Source organism: Nocardia sp. NPDC058480 (assembly GCF_042720495.1).
Taxonomy (GTDB): domain Bacteria; phylum Actinomycetota; class Actinomycetes; order Mycobacteriales; family Mycobacteriaceae; genus Nocardia.
Map to the genome: position 1 here is coordinate 1 of NZ_JBHXMN010000015.1, position 17,714 is coordinate 17,714.

The 17,714-nt window shown below is 61.5% G+C and carries 14 protein-coding genes; 11 read left to right on the forward strand and 3 right to left on the reverse strand.

What is annotated here, in order from left to right; translation table 11 throughout:
- Nucleotides 1-109: 109 nt before the first annotated feature.
- The 9 genes from ACFWO8_RS26725 to ACFWO8_RS26765 all read left to right on the forward strand — a co-directional run bounded on the left by ACFWO8_RS26725 (nt 110) and on the right by ACFWO8_RS26765 (nt 13,998).
- Nucleotides 110-994, forward strand: coding sequence for a transposase (locus ACFWO8_RS26725; RefSeq protein WP_378964901.1), 885 nt, complete (start codon nt 110-112; stop codon nt 992-994).
- A 518-nt stretch (nt 995-1,512) separates the two neighbouring features.
- Entirely contained in the window at nt 1,513-2,541 is a 1,029-nt protein-coding gene (locus ACFWO8_RS26730; RefSeq protein ID WP_378964908.1) for a DNA cytosine methyltransferase, read from the forward strand.
- 44 nt (nt 2,542-2,585) lie between these two features.
- Nucleotides 2,586-3,695, forward strand: coding sequence for a DNA cytosine methyltransferase (locus ACFWO8_RS26735; RefSeq protein ID WP_378964915.1), 1,110 nt, complete (start codon nt 2,586-2,588; stop codon nt 3,693-3,695).
- A 163-nt stretch (nt 3,696-3,858) separates the two neighbouring features.
- Nucleotides 3,859-6,414: a Z1 domain-containing protein gene (locus ACFWO8_RS26740; RefSeq protein WP_378964918.1), complete on the forward strand. Its 2,556-nt coding sequence runs from the start codon at nt 3,859-3,861 to the stop codon at nt 6,412-6,414.
- Nucleotides 6,414-7,430, forward strand: coding sequence for a PD-(D/E)XK motif protein (locus tag ACFWO8_RS26745; protein ID WP_378964922.1), 1,017 nt, complete (start codon nt 6,414-6,416; stop codon nt 7,428-7,430). Before ACFWO8_RS26740 ends, ACFWO8_RS26745 begins: the two co-directional genes overlap by 1 nt.
- Nucleotides 7,427-9,415 (forward strand): hypothetical protein, encoded by a 1,989-nt coding sequence (locus ACFWO8_RS26750; RefSeq protein ID WP_378964926.1) that lies wholly within the window; start codon nt 7,427-7,429, stop codon nt 9,413-9,415. The genes ACFWO8_RS26745 and ACFWO8_RS26750 overlap by 4 nt, the downstream gene beginning before the upstream one ends.
- A gap of 62 nt (nt 9,416-9,477) precedes the next feature.
- Nucleotides 9,478-10,311, forward strand: a complete 834-nt coding sequence (locus ACFWO8_RS26755) for a hypothetical protein (protein ID WP_378964928.1) — start codon at nt 9,478-9,480, stop codon at nt 10,309-10,311.
- The gene (locus ACFWO8_RS26760; protein WP_378964932.1) at nt 10,308-11,123 is read left to right on the forward strand and encodes a DUF6339 family protein; all 816 of its coding nucleotides are present in this window, start codon (nt 10,308-10,310) and stop codon (nt 11,121-11,123) included. The genes ACFWO8_RS26755 and ACFWO8_RS26760 overlap by 4 nt, the downstream gene beginning before the upstream one ends.
- A gap of 268 nt (nt 11,124-11,391) precedes the next feature.
- Complete coding sequence (locus ACFWO8_RS26765) at nt 11,392-13,998, forward strand: ATP-binding protein (RefSeq protein ID WP_378964938.1); 2,607 nt, start codon at nt 11,392-11,394, stop codon at nt 13,996-13,998.
- On the opposite strand, the gene ACFWO8_RS26770 is transcribed toward ACFWO8_RS26765, so the two are convergent.
- Both ACFWO8_RS26770 and ACFWO8_RS26775 read right to left on the reverse strand, forming a co-directional pair.
- Nucleotides 13,971-14,471: a phosphoribosyltransferase gene (locus tag ACFWO8_RS26770; protein WP_378964942.1), complete on the reverse strand. Its 501-nt coding sequence runs from the start codon at nt 14,469-14,471 to the stop codon at nt 13,971-13,973. The two genes, ACFWO8_RS26765 and ACFWO8_RS26770, sit on opposite strands and share 28 nt — an antisense overlap.
- Before the next feature lie 926 nt (nt 14,472-15,397).
- Complete coding sequence (locus tag ACFWO8_RS26775; protein ID WP_378964949.1) at nt 15,398-15,703, reverse strand: hypothetical protein; 306 nt, start codon at nt 15,701-15,703, stop codon at nt 15,398-15,400.
- Nucleotides 15,704-16,077: 374 nt separating this feature from the next.
- Between ACFWO8_RS26775 and ACFWO8_RS26780 the strand changes: the two genes are divergently transcribed.
- A complete protein-coding gene (locus ACFWO8_RS26780) occupies nt 16,078-16,611 on the forward strand; it encodes a hypothetical protein (RefSeq protein ID WP_378964952.1) in 534 nt (177 codons plus the stop codon).
- Nucleotides 16,612-16,841: 230 nt separating this feature from the next.
- Nucleotides 16,842-17,102 carry a hypothetical protein gene (locus ACFWO8_RS26785; protein ID WP_378964954.1) on the forward strand — a complete coding sequence of 87 codons (261 nt, stop codon included), beginning with the start codon at nt 16,842-16,844 and terminating at the stop codon, nt 17,100-17,102.
- 57 nt (nt 17,103-17,159) lie between these two features.
- Here ACFWO8_RS26785 and ACFWO8_RS26790 read toward each other — a convergent pair whose 3' ends face one another.
- Complete coding sequence (locus ACFWO8_RS26790) at nt 17,160-17,678, reverse strand: hemerythrin domain-containing protein (protein ID WP_378964958.1); 519 nt, start codon at nt 17,676-17,678, stop codon at nt 17,160-17,162.
- Between the last annotated feature and the right edge of the window lie 36 nt (nt 17,679-17,714).

Below are 17,714 nucleotides of genomic sequence, written 5' to 3' on the forward strand. Positions count from 1 at the left end.
CCGTCGCCCGCTACCGCGAGCGCCACACGATGGCCCGCGCGAAGTCCGATCATGCCGACGCGATGACATTGGCCAACATCTTGCGCGTCGATGCCATATGCACCGAACCATGCCCGCTGACACCGAACTCGTCCAGGCTATCGCGGTGCTGGCCCGGGCCCAGCAAGACGCGGTCTGGCGCCGCACCAAAGCCAGCAACGAAGTGCGATGCCTGCTGCGCGAATACCACCCCGCGTTCCTGACGACGTTCGCCGACAAGTCCGCCACCAACCTCGCCAAACCCGAAGCCCGAGCGATCCTTGCGATCGCCTCGACCCCAGCCGCGGCGGCGAAGCTCACCAAGGCACGCGTCGCGGCCGCGCTGCGTAAAGCTGGGCGCAAACGCGGCATCGACGAACTGGCTACCGAACTCGTCGAACGTCTGCGTCGTCCCGGCCTGCGCCAACCCGAGCTCGTGGAGAAGGCGATGGGACAGCAAGCCCTCGCCCTGCTTGCCGCCCTCGACGCCGCCTGCGCCGGGGCCGACGACCTCGAACAAGCCGCCGCCGAAGAATTCCGCAAACACCCCGACTACGCGATCATCACGAGCTTCCCGGGTTTGGCTGACCTCGCCGGCGCACGCGTCCTGGCCGAGATAGGTGATGACCGAAAACGATTCGCCGATGCCCGAGCATTGAAGGCCTACGCCGGATCCGCACCGGTCACCCGAGCATCCGGGCGAACTACATCGATTACCTTTCGCCGGGTCAAGAACGACCGCCTAGCCGCAGCGGGATGGGTGTGGGCGTTCGGTGCCATGACCCACCAGGGGCCGCCTCGTGAGCATTATCTCGCTCGCCGAGCACACGGAGACCGCTACGCCGCCGCTCTACGGCATCTGTTCAACAAGCTGCTCGGTCAGCTTCATTACTGCCTCCGAACCGGCGAGTTGTTCGATCCAGCCAAGGCTTTCGCGATTCCCGTCCGTTTCACGCCAGAACCGGTCGCCGCTTGACTCTTAGCGATATCGGAGGTCTGACGGGCGACGACTGCGCGAGTAAGGCGCATCACCCGCACAACTCGCCCGGGCGCACAGCGGCAAGGGGGGAGGTTGGCGGAGACGCCAGAATCATCGGTAGGCTTCCTGCCTACGGCGGTGAGTCTGCTGATACCAGATTCTCGCCCAGGGCCTCGGCGGTGTTCGTAGCACCACCGGGGCCTGACTTGTGCGCCGACCGTACCATAGCCGTCGGCTATCCAAGAAACGTCGTCAAATCCTCAGACCACCGATCCTGGTCCGACACAGCCCTTTTCCACCCTTTGGGCGGCGGCCATGGCACATCCCACCCAGTCAACACGGCCTGCGTGAACCCGCCCTTCGGCGTCTGGTTGGCGATCAGCTCATCCGGAGAGACATACCGCGTCGGCACCCATTCGGTCACGGCGTCAAGTATGCCCAGGACGCCGGCATGGCCTGACTTCGAGCGGTATTCTTGGTCGAGTTGCAGTCATTATGACGGCGAGGGGGCGGCGATGGCGGGTGAACCAGATCGCGGTACGCACAGTTTGCTGCGGACGAATCGCCTTACCTCGGTGGAGTTTTGCGCAGGTGCCGGTGGACTTGCGCTCGGGCTGGAACAAGCCGGGTTCGATCCTGTGCTTCTGCTGGATAACCGCGACGTGGCGTGCGAAACCCTACGAGCAAACCGTCCTGGCTGGAATGTGCTGGATAAGGACCTACTCCAATTCGAGCCCAGATTCGATCTGCCGGGACACCGTGAAATCGACGTTATTGCCGCGGGACTTCCGCGGGTGAAGTCGGCGGCAACAGCGTCGAGACCCAGGGGTAGCGGCTGGGAGTTGGAACTCTTCGAGACAACTGCGCGGCTGACGGTGGAGTTGCGACCGCGTGCCCTGCTGATCGAGAACGTCCCCGACCTGCTGAAACGCGATGAGTACGAGTCGAGTCGAACCCGCGTCGCCAAGAATCTCGAGGACGCCGGATACGAGTGCTGTTGGTGGTTGGTCGATGCTTGCGATTTCGGTGTCCCGCAGCACCGCGAGTACGCCGTGATGGTTGCCCTCCGCGACGGCGGGACCGGCGACTTCGCCGAGAATCTGCATCCCATCCCGCCCGCGCCCGGTCTGACAGTCGGAGCGGTCCTCCGTGGATCGATGAGTGCCCGTGGGTGGCCGCAAGCTACGGAGTGGGCCGCGCAGGCAGGCGGGATATCGCCGACGATCGTCGGCGGTTCGTGGGATCGCGGCGGGGGCGACCTGGGCCCACAGGGTTCAGTTCGTGCATGGGCGAAGTTCGGCGTGAATGGACGCGCGCTTGCCGATGACGTGCCATCGGCCGATTTTGTGTGGGACCCGTCGCAGGGAACCGACCACATGCTGAAGCTCACCGTCGATCAGGTTGCCGCGCTCCAGGGATTCCCGCCGTACTGGACTTTCGAGGGTCGAAAGACAGCCAGGTATCGCCAGGTCGGTAACGCAACCCCGCCGCCGTTCGCGCATGCGCTCGGCATCGCTTTGAGGTCCACCCTGTCAGCTCGCTAACGGCCGGTATCGCGTACCCGTCGCGCCGGCTAAGATCTCGAGTCATGCCCACCGACCAACGCGAGCCGACGCTGCCACGCCGAGCGGACATGGTCGACCTTTTCGCCGGGCCGGGTGGCCTGGACGTAGCGGCGCGTTGGTTGGGTCTTGATGTCTACGGATTCGAGTGGGACCGCAATGCCTGCGCGACCAGGGGCGCCGCCGGCTTGAACGATCGCCCCCACGATGTGCGTCACTTCGGCCCGCAGGACGTGCCGGGAGCGTGGATTCTCGCGGGCGGGCCGCCTTGCCAGACCTTCACTGTTGCGGGTTCCGGAGCAGGTCGCAAAGCGTTGGATGAAGTCTTGACCTTCGTCGACCGCATGGGCGCAGGCGACAACGTGTCCGAGGATCTTGCCGGTCTCGAGGACGAGCGAACGGGCCTAGTTCTGGAGCCACTGCGGTGGGCGCTCGAAGCGAACCGTCGCGGAGACCCGTACAAAGTTATTGTGCTGGAGCAGGTTCCGGCCGTTCTGCCCATCTGGAGGCGGATGGGCAAGGTGCTCGAGGGCATCGGCTATCGAGTCACCGCCGACGTCCTTCGCACCGAACAGTTCGGCGTCCCGCAAACGCGAAGGCGCGCCATCCTTATCGCAAGGCTCCGAGTCGAACCCGAACTTCCGACTGTGACTCATCGTCCCTACCGCAAGGGAGTCGACCGAGCGCATGGCGAGGCGAAGCATCTGCCCTGGGAGACGATGGGCACGGCCCTGAGCCGTGGCTACGATTTTCAGGTCATCTCCAACTATGGCACCGGTGGAGACCCGAAGCTGCGTGGACGCCGCAATTCGCGGGAACCCTCGGCAACGATCACGGGGAAGGTCTCGCGAAACCAGATCGTCGACAACACCGGCTTCCCCTGCCCACGGTTCAGCCTGGCTGAGGCAGGACGGCTGCAAACTTTCCCGCTCGACTATCCCTGGTCGGGTAGCGATATCTCGCAACAGATCGGCAATGCGATCCCGCCTGTCTTGGCGCTCCATGTGCTGTCGGCCGCGTTGGGGAGTCAGGTGAGCCACGAGGAAGCGGCGAAGGTCGTCGACCGCCCGTGGGTCGACACCCGTGACTCGGCCCCGCTCGATCACCTGCAGCGGATGGGCCTGCTGTTCAGCTGACGGTGTAGCGAACCACCGTTGCCCACCGATAGCCCACATCGACCGGGTAACAACTATCGCACTCACTTCCAACTGGTCGGAACGAGCCGATACTGTTACCCACAACACGGGGGAGCGAAACCTCCCATCGTCGACCGAGGGTTAGCGCAGGTGGGAGCTTCCGATGAGTGATCTGATCGATGGGCAGTACGACGTGTTCAAGTCGTTCTTGGACAAGGACACCCCGGTCGAGGCGATCAAGAAGCTCCGGCTGTTTGCTTCCGAAGACGTGATCAAGCGGATCATGGAGCGCTACGACGAGGACATGGTTCGGATCAAGGAGATGCGCGAGCCGCACTCGGTGGTCATCGACAACTACGAAACCTGGTATGCGGGACCGCATCCGGATGACAAGCTGTGGCCTGCGATCGAGGACGATCTAATCAAGCAGGGGTGGCCGAGAGATCCGGCCATCGACAGCCTGGACGACTCGTCGACACGGATCGTGTCGTTGCTCCAGCATCCTCGGAAGAACGAGTTCTCCACTCGGGGGTTGGTGGTCGGCTACGTGCAGTCCGGCAAGACCACCAACTTCACCGCGGTGATGGCGAAGGCCGCCGACCGCGGCTACAAGCTGTTCATCGTGTTGGCCGGCATCCACAACGGCCTGCGCCGTCAGACCCAGGCGCGACTCATTCAGCAGCTGGTGGAACCGAACCCGACGCTGTGGACGCAGATCACCGACCTCGATCGCGATTTCTCGCCGACTGCCAACCCGGCCAGCTTCTTCGGGAAGTCGAACAAGACCCATGTGCTGTGCGTGGTCAAGAAGAACGCCACTGTGCTGCGCAAGCTGGTCAAGTGGCTGGGCGACGCCTCGGAGTACCTGGCGGACTGTCCCGCGTTGATCATCGATGATGAGGCCGACCAGGCGACCGTGGCGACCAAATCGATCAACCCCCTGATCCGCCAAATCCTCAACACGCTGCCCAAATCGGCCTATGTCGGGTACACAGCCTCGCCGTTTGCGAATCTGCTCATCGATCCATCCGCAGACGATCTCTACCCCGAGCATTTCATCGTGAACCTGCCCAAGCCATACGGGCACTTCGGCACCGAGGTGCTGTTCGGTCGCTACGCCCTCGACGGCGAAGATCCGACAGAAGTCGACGATGGCTACGACATGATCCGCACTGTTCCCGACGACGACGTTGCGCTCGTTCGCCCTAAGACCAAGGCAGATGCAGAGGACTTCTATCCGTCGATTACCGACACACTGCGCCAGGCGGTCCTGTACTTCTGGCTGACAACCGCCGCCCGAAGAGTTCGCGGAGGTGGAAATCCCCACTCCACCATGCTGATTCACACCAGCGTGCGGACTGCCGTGCACAACAGTTTCCGAGACCCGCTGATGCTGCTCCGCGCCAAGGTCGGGAACAACTTGTCGGACTCCGTCCTGCGCCGCGAACTCCGCGAGCTGTGGGAGGAGGAGACGTCGAAGGTTTCGGCGACCGAGTTCGATGAGAAGCCGGTCTCCTTCGATGAGCTTGCATCGGAACTGCCTGGGGTCCTGCGTGATTGCCGCATCGTGATGGATAACTCCGAGAGTACCGACCGCCTCGACTACGGGAACGGCCCGATTGTCGCTATTGCGGTCGGCGGCAACACCTTGTCCCGAGGCCTCACCCTGGAAGGTCTCTCGGTCAGCTACTTCGTTCGAGCGGTCTCCACCTACGACACGCTGCTGCAGATGGGTCGTTGGTTCGGCTACCGGACCGGATACGCGGATCTGCCGCGAATCTGGATGACCGAGGAACTCGAGGATTGGTTCCGGCACCTCGCGACGGTCGAGACCGAGATGCGCCGTGACATAGACGTTTACATGACTGAAGGCAAAACTCCGATGACATTCGCGGTGAGACTGCGGACGCATCCTTCGCTCCGGGTGACTGCCGCCGCGAAGATGAAGGACGCGGTGTCGGCGCTGTCGTCCTACGGCGGGCAACGAGTCCAGACCCGATACTTCCGCATGGAATCCGAATGGCTGCTGCGCAATCAGTCGGCTGCACAGGTGCTCGTGAACGCGGCGCTCGGGGTCAGCCGAGCCGAAGGTAACGGCGCTGACGGTCGCTACCTGATTCGCGGTGTGCAGAGTGAGCATGTCCTGGACTTCCTGCGCGACTACCAGTTTCACGAGAAGTCAACGGAGTGCGACGCGAGGTTGATGGCGGGATACATCGAGAAGCGCATCCGAAACGCGGGCACATTGCGCCGCTGGAACGTAGCGATTGTCGGCAAACCAGCTGTGGCGGAACAGGATCTGTTCGACTTCGCGCCCGGAGTCAGTGTAGGTCGTATCGTTCGTTCGCAGTTCGCGTCTGGCATCGACCACGCGGATATCAAGACGTTGATGAGTCGTCGGGATGCCGGGCTGGATCTCGACGGGATCACTTCTGCCACAACAGAAGGCGATATCGCCAAAGCCCGTAAGGCTCAGCAGCCGGATGCAGGCCTACTGGTGCTGTACCCGATCGATAAGGTATCGGAACCCGAGCCGTCCAAGGCGAAGCGTGAATCGCTGAACGCACCAGAGCATGTGATCGGCGTCGGTCTCGTGTTTCCTTCGCCGGCCAACGACGACAGCACCGTTGCTTGGGAATCCGACTACATTTCCGCTGATCTGTCCGGCGTCGAGATCGAGGAGGAGGACTTCAGCCTCCTCGACTCCGAGGACATCTGATGCTGAACGATCTGAAGAAGGTTCTCGACGATCAGTGGCGGCGGCTGGAACGGCGCCCGAGCGTCGAAGCATCCGTCGTCACCGTGTCCGACCTTCCGGTCCCGACTGCGAATGGGGTGTTGGCCGCAGGCCTGGACAGCGAAGGAAACCGCCATCTGCTCGTTCCGATCGGTGCGCACCAGATCGTGCGAAAAGGTCTCAACGGCCCGGTTCTGCGGCTGAGCAAGCGGACGTTGGAACAGGATGGGCGAGTGCAGGACTACGCGGCTCTAGCATGCCTTCGTCGGGATTTGAACGACATCTTCGCGACCGTGTGCGCCGATATTCTCGTCGCTACGGAGGAGTCGCCGGAGAACCCGGTGAAGGTTCTGCACCGCATCCTCGACCGCTGGCGTGCACTGTTTCTCAACCCGGGGCCACCGCTGGGGACGCAGCAGCTCGCCGGTCTATTCGGCGAGCTGGTCGTGTTGGAGCTCCTCCTCGAACACGACAGCGGCGCAATTCGGTTGTGGAAGGGACCGTCTGGTCACCGGCACGATTTCGCCACCGATGCGGGCGCACTCGAGGTGAAGACATCGACGAATCCGGACGGTCGAGCGGTGCGTATCCACGGACTCGACCAGCTGGAGCCACCGCTCGACGGCGTGCTCGGGTTGGTGTGGTTGCGGCTGGAAACCGATGTTCAGGGCGGCATCGGGTTCCTCGAACTGATCAAACGCGTGCTCGACCTCACTGACGACGAGAGCGAGATCCTGACGCGTCTGGCTGCCGTCGGCTATCGCTCCGCCGACAATGATCACTACGCGCATTCGCGGTACTCGATCAACGAACACCGTTGGTACAACGTCGATGTCGCCTTTCCGAGGCTCACAACCGTCGACCTGGCGGCCGCGTCGATCTCCACCAACGTCCGCAACGTCGACTACACGATCGACCTGTCCGGCGAATCACCCGCGCCGATGGAAGCCAATGATGTCGAGAGGCATATCAAAGCGATGCTCGAGGAATCCCGATGACGGCACCTGCCTGGGTCTCCCAACCATTTCCGCCTGAGGGTGCGAGCGCCGCAGAAGGCATCAGGAACCAGTTGGGGAAGCCCGAGTTGGACCATCTAACGATCCTGGTCCGTGAATCGGCCCAGAACAGTTGGGATGCTCGCCAGGCAGAAGGAATCCCCGTCGACTATCGCATCGACCTGCAGACCGTCAGTGCGGCCGACGCTCCGGCATGGCGCGACAATCTCCTACGCAAGGCACCGGCGAAGCAGCGGCTCCCACTTCGAGATGCATTGCAACAACCAACAATTCGTGTGCTGTCGATTTCCGACCGGGGTACTCGCGGGCTCGGCGGCCCGACTCGGGCCGATGCAGTCACCGACCAAGGCCGTGATTTCGTGGCATTCCTGCGCAATATCGGCGAACCTCGCGACCGGGCGTTGGGTGGTGGCACATACGGGTTCGGCAAAGGCATTCTCTACCTCGCATCGGGATCAGGCACCATCCTGGTCCATACCCGCTGTCAGTACCAGGGGAGATACGAGACTCGGCTGATGGCCGCAGCTCTGTGGAAGAGCTACGACGCCAAGGAAGAAGAACGTCGCTACACCGGTCGACACTGGTGGGGCGACGCCTCGGGCGACGTCATCGAGCCATTGGTGGGCGCTGAAGCCGATGCGATGGCGCGCAAGCTGGGTCTTCGGCCATTCGGAGCGACCGAAACCGGAACGACGATATCGATCCTCGATCCGAATCTCGACGGAAGTGAACCATCCGATATCGCGCGGTACTTGGCGGAGACGATTGTCTACCAGCTGTGGCCGAAGATGCTCCCCGACAGCAATGGTGTTCCACCGATGCGCTTCTCGGTGACTTGCGACGGCATCGAGTACCCCGTGCCCGATCCGGCCCGAATGAAGACGCTGAAACTGTTCGTTCAGGCCTACCGGAAGATGGTCGGCAGCGGTGCCGAGGAGCTCTACTGCAGGCGACCCAAGAAGCTGCTCGGGCGCTTCGGATTACATCAGTCGGTTGCGCTCCGATTCGAACCCAGCGACGCCGAACATATGGCCGGCTTCGAGACGGGCATGGTGCATCATGTGTGCCTGATGCGTCCGGCCGAGCTCGTGGTCACCTATTGGCCAGGGCCCAAACCGGCCAGCGAAATCTCAGCTTACGCAGGCGTTTTCCGTGCGGACAAAGAACTCGACGAAGCGTATGCGAAGGCGGAGCCGCCGACACATGACAATTGGAACTATCAGACGCTCGACCTACCTGAATACTCGTTCGTGAAAATGACATTCACACGAATGAAGGAAGAGATCGATAAGGTCATCGGGCCCCGCGGAAGCAGCGGAGTCGAGGTCGCGCAGGTGTCGCTCGGCGCGGCAAGTGACCGGTTGTCTCCGCTCGTCGGTGGTGCCTGGGGCATTGGCGCGGCCACCGATTACGGCAGGCCCGGCGATACCGCGCCGCCGCCTAGACCCGCGCCGAAGCGGCGACCGAGTGGCAGGCGAAACGACCCCGCTGAGTCCGACGATCTCGAAACCTCGGATGCCTTCGAGGCCGGCGGCTCGGGCGGCATTGCCTCCTCGGGCGGCGGTGCCCACGGAGGTCACGAGAGCGGCCAACCGACGGAGCAGACCACGCGGCAGGCACCTGCCCGTCGCCGCCGCCCCAAGATCGAATATGTCGGTGACCCCGAGCCGGACGAACTCTGGGGACACGGCGTTGTCATGCAGCGGTTCAAACTGCCGGTGGCGGTGCCCCAGCGGGTCAGTGCCGATGTTGCCGTTGCGTTGAACAGCGAAGGTGGGCTCGAAATGGACCCGCCCACCGGTGCCGAGATGCCGGGCCTTGTGGGATGGCAGGACCCGCACGGCGAGGTCCACACGACACCCACGTACGTCATCGAAGGTGGCGACGGCGGTGTGTGGAGGGCAGTCGTCAAACCGGCGCCGGACACGATGACCGATATAGTCCTGTACACCGAGGCGGTCGCCTGATGGCCAATCGTGTTCTGCCGTACAAGAAGCCGACTGCCGGCGTAATTCGGGCGGGGGAGTGGTTGCTGACGATCGGCGACGCGGAGATGCCGTTGCCGGAACACCTCCCACACTGGGACTACCAGACGAACTTGGCGCTGCGAAGAGTCGTACGAATCGACCTCGAGCGAGCACTGGCTGAGTCGACGCTCGCGCCCGGCACCGAGTTGGCATTGGCCGCGGTGTGGACATCCACCGGATCCAAGCTGCGCGGAACGGTGTCACGGGCAATTGTCCCCGCTAACGGTGAGGTCGAGCTGCGGGCCGATCTCGTGGGAGCAGATCTGGGTGGTGTCCTGATGCTCGACACCGCGTTGGTACTGGCTCGTCGCAGACATGGCACGGGTCGGCCCGTCGCGCCTCGCCGCGGAGGGTCCGTACTGTGGAGCGATCGCACCCAAATCCGTCTGCAGGGCGATGCTCCCCAATTCCCTATCGCCATTGTCGATTTCGAGAAAACCAACTACCCGGGTGATGCCGCCTGGCACCTCGAGATCGGCACAGACCTCGACGTCGCCACGATGGGGTCACTGCTGCTGCTCGTCAACGAGAAGAAGGCGCTGATCGCAGAAGCATTGCAGCGGGCGGGAAGTCCGCGCCTGCAAGACAAGATGGCGCTTTCGATGCTGTACGCGGACGTGGCTCGAACCATGGTCGACCACGCGCTACGCATCAGTGAATTCGACGACGACGCAACATATATCGACGAGACGCTGGGAGCCACGCTGCAGGAGCTGTTCGGCCGCCTGTTTCCTGGCCGATCCATCACCGACATCCGGCTCGCTGCGCAAGAATCCCCGAACCTCTTTGCCTCGCAATTGCAGGCAGCGGTAAAGATTTTCGAGGGGGTCGCATGACACTCCTCTATCCGCGACTCCTTCGTCACCGCGCCAAACCCCTTGCCGCGGAATACAAGGAACTCGGTCCGATCGAGTTGAACAGTCGTTGGTCGCTTGCCGACAGCTCCGCGGTGTTCGTCGCGACCGGCGGCACCCGGATCGAGCAGGCTAAGCTCCAGCTCCTGCGCGACATCGTCGTCGACTTGGCCAAGGATTCCGGGTTTCCGGAACCACCGGATACCAAGCAGAAGAACAGCTTCGACCTGCGGCTAGCCGTGGCGCTACACAGCGAGATGCGAATTTCGCCCGCCGAGGCGGCCTCCGGCGACGTCTGGGCGTTTCTTGCGCTGATCGTTCTCCCCGATGTCGCGCACTGGCGCTACCCCAAACCCCCTGGCGATCGAGTGCTCGGGTCCGACCTCACGCGCCACGTCCTCGGACGCATGTGGTGGCGAGCCCAACTCGTATACGCCCCCGCCGACTCTGACCCATACACCGCGCTCCACGTGCTCGGCGAAGCGGCATTCGACCAGATCTACGCCCGGCGCGCCGCCCTCGGCGGCAGCCCTCACCTGATCCAATCGATCCTGCGAACCTGGAAACAGATGAACTTCGCCGGCCCCGATCTCACCGAACGCGATGTCCTTCGAGACTTCCTCAAACGACTCCTACGCTTGGCACCGTTCGTCGTCTTCGAGGCGTTGGATAGTCGAGCGTTGGACGAGGAGTTGCTCGAAATCGCGAAGGAAACGGTGGTCGGCTACCTGTCAGAAGTGGGTCGGGTACCGGCGAACGAGGTGGAATCCAGGACGGCACAGGTCTTCGTTTGACTAGAGCCACGGCACCGCTAACCACCTGTACCAAATCTGTGAGGCTTCTATGAGTGACATTTGGACGGTGCTTTCACGGGCCGCCTCCCGTACGACGCCCGCGTGACTCAACGTGTCAAAATGAACCCTCTACGGGATTTATGGCCGTAGCGACCCACGATGCTGATCACGCCAGTGTTGCCGTGGATTGAACGATGAGTCTTCGTGACGTACTGGGCTGACTTGGTGGTCGTATGGCATACCGGCCCAGCGGGTGCAGAGGTCGAGCATGGCGCTGCATCTCGGCACGATCAGATTCGAATCCAGCAGTCCCGCAACAGCATTAACCGCCAAGATGGGGCACGCGAGGTCGAATGTTGATAGCGTGATGGCATCGGCTGACCGATTGTTAGACCGCGCCGCAGCCATCCGGCCGCGCGTAGTGAGGATGATGGTGGGGTTTCGCATGAAGCTACCGGGTTCTAGACTGCCTCCGGGCGGACGGCCTCACGCCAAGGGGCTTCGCTTGTTCGCGATCGCTCTTTTCTGCGGTGTGGGCGCGTACCTGTCGTTGTTCGCCGGGTCCGCTGGGCTTTCTTCGGAGGCACGCATTGTCGTCGGCGTTGCCGCGGCTCTGGTAGTCGGGTATCTGACTTCGGTCCAGGTGGTATTGGCCCTCGACGCACGGACTGGACGGCCATCGTCATCCGAGGAGCGGACACCCAACCAGTTGCCGAGGGATTTGCTCGACTTTACAGGCAGGAATCAGGAAGCGCGTGTCCTGGCGCGTGCGCTTATTCGAGCACCAAAGAGCCGCAATGCGGTGCTAATCACGGCGATCTCGGGGCGCGGTGGTGTAGGGAAGACCGTGCTTGCAGTTCATGTCGCGCATATGGTGGCGGACGCTTTTCCTGACGGTCAGATTTACATAAACCTTAGAGGTCCAGAAGCAGAGGCGCTTGATCCATATGAGGTATTGGGTTCGCTGCTACGTGAGCTGGGCGTAAGCCAGGATGCGGTGCCGATCTCGCTCGATGACCGATCGCGTTTGATGCGTACGATCCTGGGGCGACGCCGCATTCTCATGCTGCTGGATAATGCCCAATCAGAGGCTCAGGTTCAGCCATTGCTTCCAGGCGAGTCGACGAGCGTAGTTCTTATTACCAGCCGTGTACGCCTTGCGGCACTCGATGGAATCACCAGAGTTCGTTTGGATGTGATGGCGGCGGACGAGGCTATCGAGTTTCTGCGAGAGATTTTGGGTCGTGACCGTATCGATCGAGAAATAGACACGGCGAAGAAATTGGTCGAGCTGGCCGCATATCTACCACTTGCAATAAGAATACTCGGGGCTCGATTGGCAGCAGACCCGCGCCGGCCGATCGAAGATCTAGTGCAGCGACTCCTCGAACAGCAGGCGCTGCTACCCTCGCTTGTTAATGGTCAGCGGGCCGTCCGTGCGACACTGGAGATCAGCTACGTTGCGCTTTCACCACAGGCGCGGCTGCTATTCGCCTCGCTCGGAGCGCTTAGCATCAAAGCGTTTCCGGACTGGATTTTCGATCTGCTTGACAATCGCGAGACGCCGATAACCCGTACGGGCCACGACGAGCTTTCGGAAGAGGAAATGATTGAGTCGCTAGGCCCCGACCAGCTCGGGAACAATCGCTTCGGCTACCACGATATACTCCGTGAGTTTTCCGAGGAGAAGCTTGCTGGGCTACCTGATTGCGAAGCGGTAACTGTCGCGACACTCCACGCGGTCGGCGGATCGTACGCGGCAACAGCGCGCGCTGCTGACGTTTGGATTCGCAGAAGTGCGCCGCGCCACAATATTTTTCCGGTACTACAACTACCCCAAGATATGCAGTCACCAGCGGTCCCCCTTGCTTCTTATGCCCGAGCAATTTTATGGTGCGAAACGGAACTAAGGAGCTCGATCGCCCTCGCGAGTCAAATGCTGATTGACGAATGTCTACAGCACGTGACTATCTTGGCCTACTCGCTCAGTTCCTTTTGCGAGCAACATTCATACTGGCGAGAATGGGAGTCACTTGCTAAGTGTGGTTTGTCCGCCGCGATCGGACTCAATGATGGTCCTGCCCGATGTCTATTCCTTTTCCAGCTCGGTCGAGTTCACCATCTCCTCGGTGAGTGGAGCGATGCAATTTCCGAATTCGAACAATCTCTTCAGTTCGCCGAGCAGCACGGACTCCGGTCGCTGGAGGCAGCATCTCTCTGTGCAATTGGGAAAGTTTATCAACTCGGTGATATCGATGCTGCAATCCCGTTGTTCGAACAGGCACGTGCTATCTATCTCGAGGTAGGGGACGATCATGCGTGGGGATATGTAACCGCGAATCTCGCCGACATTTATCACCAGAAGTCTGATTATGATCGGTCGCTGCTTGAGTTCGACCTGGCTCTGCCGATTTTCAGGCACCACGGTGATGATTGGTGGGAGGCGAATGCTGGCGTCTGGATCGGCGACGTATATCGAGGGCTCGGCGAGTATCAAACGGCCGTTGAGCGGCTAAAGAGCAGCTTAGCAACCATGCAGAGCCTCGGCGATGAACGTCGGGGAGCAGTCGCGCGCGTTCACCTAGCCCGCACTTACGCGGACTCAGGGGATGGGCGGCGCGCGATGAGTGCGCTGGGAGCGGCAGTGCCCGTGCTCGAGCGGACTGCAGACCGCTGGTGGAGCGCGATGGCGATGATCGAGATGGGCAAGGCGCAAGTGCTCCTGCGAAACCCTGCCGAGGCATTGCGGTCGTGGAACGCTGCGCTGCCGGTCATCCAAGAACGAGCCAATCCGATCGTGCTGGAAGACCTCACTATTCGGATGGATGCAGCAAGGGCGGCCCTGGGTCACTCCCACGGGAATTGGGGGAGCTGACTTCGCTCCTCGACGACGAAATCCAAGCTGGGAACAGAGGTAGGTTGCCGATAGTACGCTGCGGTTTTCAAGACTGAGACTTGAGCAGCGATCACTGTGGCTGCGTACATCAGGCTCCTGCCGGTCTCTATCGCGTCTTCGACAAGTAGAACCTTGTCAGATGGGCGTAGGCCGCCGGCTGGCGCGTAGATTTCGGGTGTGATCCGCGAAGCGTCAGCGTAGCGGACTCCGATGCTGCCTAGACGTCTTACCTTCAACTTGGAGGCGAGTAACCTCGCAGGTACGAACCCGCCGCGAGACACCGCTACTATGTGATCGATCTCGATATTGGTTGCGTCTACTGCGTCAGCCAATGCTTTGGTGAGTACCTCAACGTCGTTCCATGTGAGTCGTTGCATGGCGTTATACTTTTGTTTCGGATGGGTTGAGTCGCAGGATACTTCAGCGCCGTTGATCTCGTCTCGCGGGGTCATCCGTGCCGCTCCGTCGAATTGTGGGGGGGATCGGTCTCAGGTATCCAACTCTCAGCGACCGAGCAATAGTTGTCAGAGTGTGGATCTCGCTGCAGCGCGTCCAAATGTTCGTGGTCGATCTCCCCGCGAGAGCTCAGTTCAGACCAGGCCTTGTGGGTGGACATGGTATGCGGGATTCGCGATCCGACAGTGCCTAGACAGGTGTAACACCTGTCTATCGGATTGGGTCGTTCGAGAAATTCCGCAAGCCTGCTCCTGAGCGTTGCGCTAGGCTCGATTGGGCAAGATACGCCATGCGGCTGGCCAATTGATATCGGCGTCGATGGGGGGCATAGGTACACGTGCCCGTCTTGGACAACGTGACAACTCTTCGAATGAGCCATCTGGCAGGTCTGGAACACTTGGCGTGCCTCGGTATTGCCTAGTCGTAGCGACGGTCGGCTTGCTCGAAAGGATATGAACCGTTCGACTAGCAATTTGGTGCCGGCAGCCGAACACTCGGTGGCGACCCGATTGAGCGTCGAATCTGAAACGACCGCCCGCGGATACACTGAAACCAGTAGTTCGTCGATATTGTGAAGCCAGTTATTGTTTACCTTGTCGAGTCGGGTGCCATTGGTATATAAACGAAGAATCGAATTCGGCATCGCCGACCTGATCGCCGCTGTCAACGCATGCAACTCTGGATGAAGCAACGGCTCCCCTCCGACGATTCGCACATACGTTGGCGCCACAACGTTGGCAAGCGCTGACAAGTCTCGGCTGACCACCGCGATGTCAGCAGAGCTGACCGCGGCCTCTGGACTTGAGTGGCTGCAACTTACGCACGACAGATTGCAATGCGTTACAGCGTTGACTTCTAGCGCCATCAAGTGCAACACAACAGATCCTCCTTATGACCGCGCGAGCGGCTGTGAGCGCCAATGTTATTGCATCAGCTCCGCCGATGCCGGAAAGCTGGCGTCACGAACAACTTTGGGGTTTCGGGCGAATATTGTGGACACCGCCGGACCTTGAGAGGATTGTTCCGCGGTGATGTTGATCATGAGCTTGCTGGTCCTGTCGAGTTGATAGTCGGTGACTCGTAGGGTTGTCTTCGCCGCGCTGGTCGCAGTGTCGGATTCGCCAACCCCGGACTGATCGACGACAACGGATCGTCCAGGTCCAGGCCCGTCATCGGCGTGCGGGGCGCTGGAGCCGTGCACGGCGTCGTAGATCGCCTGATGCGACATCGTCTGGAACCACTCGGCGGTCTTGGCGTAATCCGGATAGGTGCCCGTACCCTGCCCGGACTACGCGGCTTCGATCGACTGCCAGCGCGACCGGACCCCGCGCAGCTGTCGACACACCACCCTGCAGAATTATGTCGCTCAGCGAAGTCATCGCCACCCCCTAATCGTGGTCCCGGGGAGTATACCGAGGTTCTCGCACCGGTCGGGTGGCTCTGCCGGAAATACAGGTCTGACCACGGCCCAACCTGCCGCCGCAAGATATTGTCATTCGATCCTGAAACGCCTCTTGATCTCTTTGGCGCGAGTGAGGGTGATTCGGTTCCATGGTTCGAGGAATCGCGTGTGCGCCCGGTGGGATACTGGGTTGGATCGTCGTGGATCTGGACAAGCGGGGATCCTACGACGAGACCGAGCTCTACGCCGCCAAGCTTTGGAGCGACAAATTGGACACGGATCTTTCGTTCTTCCGTTCGGAGACGGCTCAGCGGTTGCGTGCTCAGGGTGGTGAGCGGGCACGCGTTGAGGAAGCTGCACAAGCGGTGCTGACTGTATTGACCAGTCGTGGAATCGAACTCTCCGCAGCCCAGCGAAGACTGCTTGCCGAAACCGTCGACCTCGATCGGCTTCGTGCGTGGTTGTCGGACGCGGTCACGGCAACCCGAGCGTCCGAGCTCTTCGTGCGTGAGCCGGCCTGTGAAGAGGCCTTCGAGGAGGGTTGTGCGGAGGGGTACAAGCAAGGGATCGTCGAGGGAGCCGCGCATTCGGTGCGGATCGTAAGTACAGCACGGGGAATCGAGCTATCCGCCACCCAGCAAAAGCGGCTCGCCGATACCACTGACCTCGATCAGCTCAGCGCATGGCTCTTGCGGGCATTGAACGCGACCCAAGCGGGCGAGCTCTTCGACTGAGCGATTCCCCGCGCCGACCCACCGGCCGGGAGCGTGAACTCTTGTGAAAGAAAGAGCGGCCGTCGCGCGTCCTGCTCGATCGGGCTGGGCAGACACTCGAAATGGTCCGCTAGCTCCAGGATCGCGGTGCCGATGCCACGATTGCGAGACATGGTGAGACCGCGTTCTACGCTGAGCTCATCGAGCAAGGAATTTCACACACCGGCGCGGCCCACCTATGGAGGGACAAAATGGAAGCGGATCTGTCGTTCTTCCGGTCGGAATCTGCTCAGCGGCTGCGCGCGCAAGGGCGTGAAGAGGGGCTTGAAGCCGGGCGAGCGAAGGTACGTGAGGAAGCTGCACACGCTGTCCTGACTGTGCTTACCGGCCGGGGAATCGAGCTATCTGCCGCCCAACGGGTCGTGCTCGCTGAGAGTGTCGACCTCGATCAGCTCCGTGCATGGCTGATGCAGGCGGTGACCGCGACCCGCGCGGGAGAGCTCTTCGGTTGAGTTCCAGCCTGCCGTCTGGGTGTTGAACGGCAGGGTTGGTTTGCCAGAACTAATCGTCTACGAGATCACCAGGCGGAGTGGGCCGGGAATCGTGGCCAGTACCCTGCGGCGGCGTTCACCCTCCACATCCCGCAGTAGCCACGAGTAATAGGGCCGAAGTCCGCGGAGTCCGATGCGACGGCGCATCTCTCGGTCGAGTAACGACCATTCTCGATCGTTGATCAGTGGGAGTGTTTCTTGCTCTTCGTGCCGCAGGTGGTTGTGCAATAGCTCGGACAGTGCCACGAGTATTGGTCGCGCGGCGACCGGCCCCGCAGTATCGAAGGCCTGGTTCACCTGGGCAAGGAGCGGATCGATCCGGTCGTGTTCAGCGGCCATCGCCTCGACCAACCGCGCGTCCACGCCGCGGCGGCGCAGACTCGGCCAGAGTACGACGTCCTCCGCAGTGTGGTGGACGGATAGTTGGGTGCGAAACTGCGTCCAGCGTTCACGATCCGGGGCAGTGGCGAGCGCCCGGAGATCACGCCGGAATGCGTCATGTGCTGCGTACATCATGGCCAAATCGCGTTCAGACATCTGACTTACCTTTCGTCATGCGGGTGATCCGCCTCA

Coding starts and splice junctions, on each gene's coding strand:
- ACFWO8_RS26775 (WP_378964949.1), bottom strand. CDS start 15,703: ATGTCGCATCAGGCGATCTACGACGCCGTGCACGGCTCCAGCGCCCCG.
- ACFWO8_RS26745 (WP_378964922.1), top strand. CDS start 6,414: ATGCTGAACGATCTGAAGAAGGTTCTCGACGATCAGTGGCGGCGGCTG.
- ACFWO8_RS26735 (WP_378964915.1), top strand. CDS start 2,586: ATGCCCACCGACCAACGCGAGCCGACGCTGCCACGCCGAGCGGACATG.
- ACFWO8_RS26730 (WP_378964908.1), top strand. CDS start 1,513: ATGGCGGGTGAACCAGATCGCGGTACGCACAGTTTGCTGCGGACGAAT.
- ACFWO8_RS26765 (WP_378964938.1), top strand. CDS start 11,392: ATGGCGCTGCATCTCGGCACGATCAGATTCGAATCCAGCAGTCCCGCA.
- ACFWO8_RS26790 (WP_378964958.1), bottom strand. CDS start 17,678: ATGTCTGAACGCGATTTGGCCATGATGTACGCAGCACATGACGCATTC.
- ACFWO8_RS26725 (WP_378964901.1), top strand. CDS start 110: ATGCCCGCTGACACCGAACTCGTCCAGGCTATCGCGGTGCTGGCCCGG.
- ACFWO8_RS26740 (WP_378964918.1), top strand. CDS start 3,859: ATGAGTGATCTGATCGATGGGCAGTACGACGTGTTCAAGTCGTTCTTG.
- ACFWO8_RS26760 (WP_378964932.1), top strand. CDS start 10,308: ATGACACTCCTCTATCCGCGACTCCTTCGTCACCGCGCCAAACCCCTT.
- ACFWO8_RS26750 (WP_378964926.1), top strand. CDS start 7,427: ATGACGGCACCTGCCTGGGTCTCCCAACCATTTCCGCCTGAGGGTGCG.
- ACFWO8_RS26785 (WP_378964954.1), top strand. CDS start 16,842: ATGGAAGCGGATCTGTCGTTCTTCCGGTCGGAATCTGCTCAGCGGCTG.
- ACFWO8_RS26770 (WP_378964942.1), bottom strand. CDS start 14,471: ATGACCCCGCGAGACGAGATCAACGGCGCTGAAGTATCCTGCGACTCA.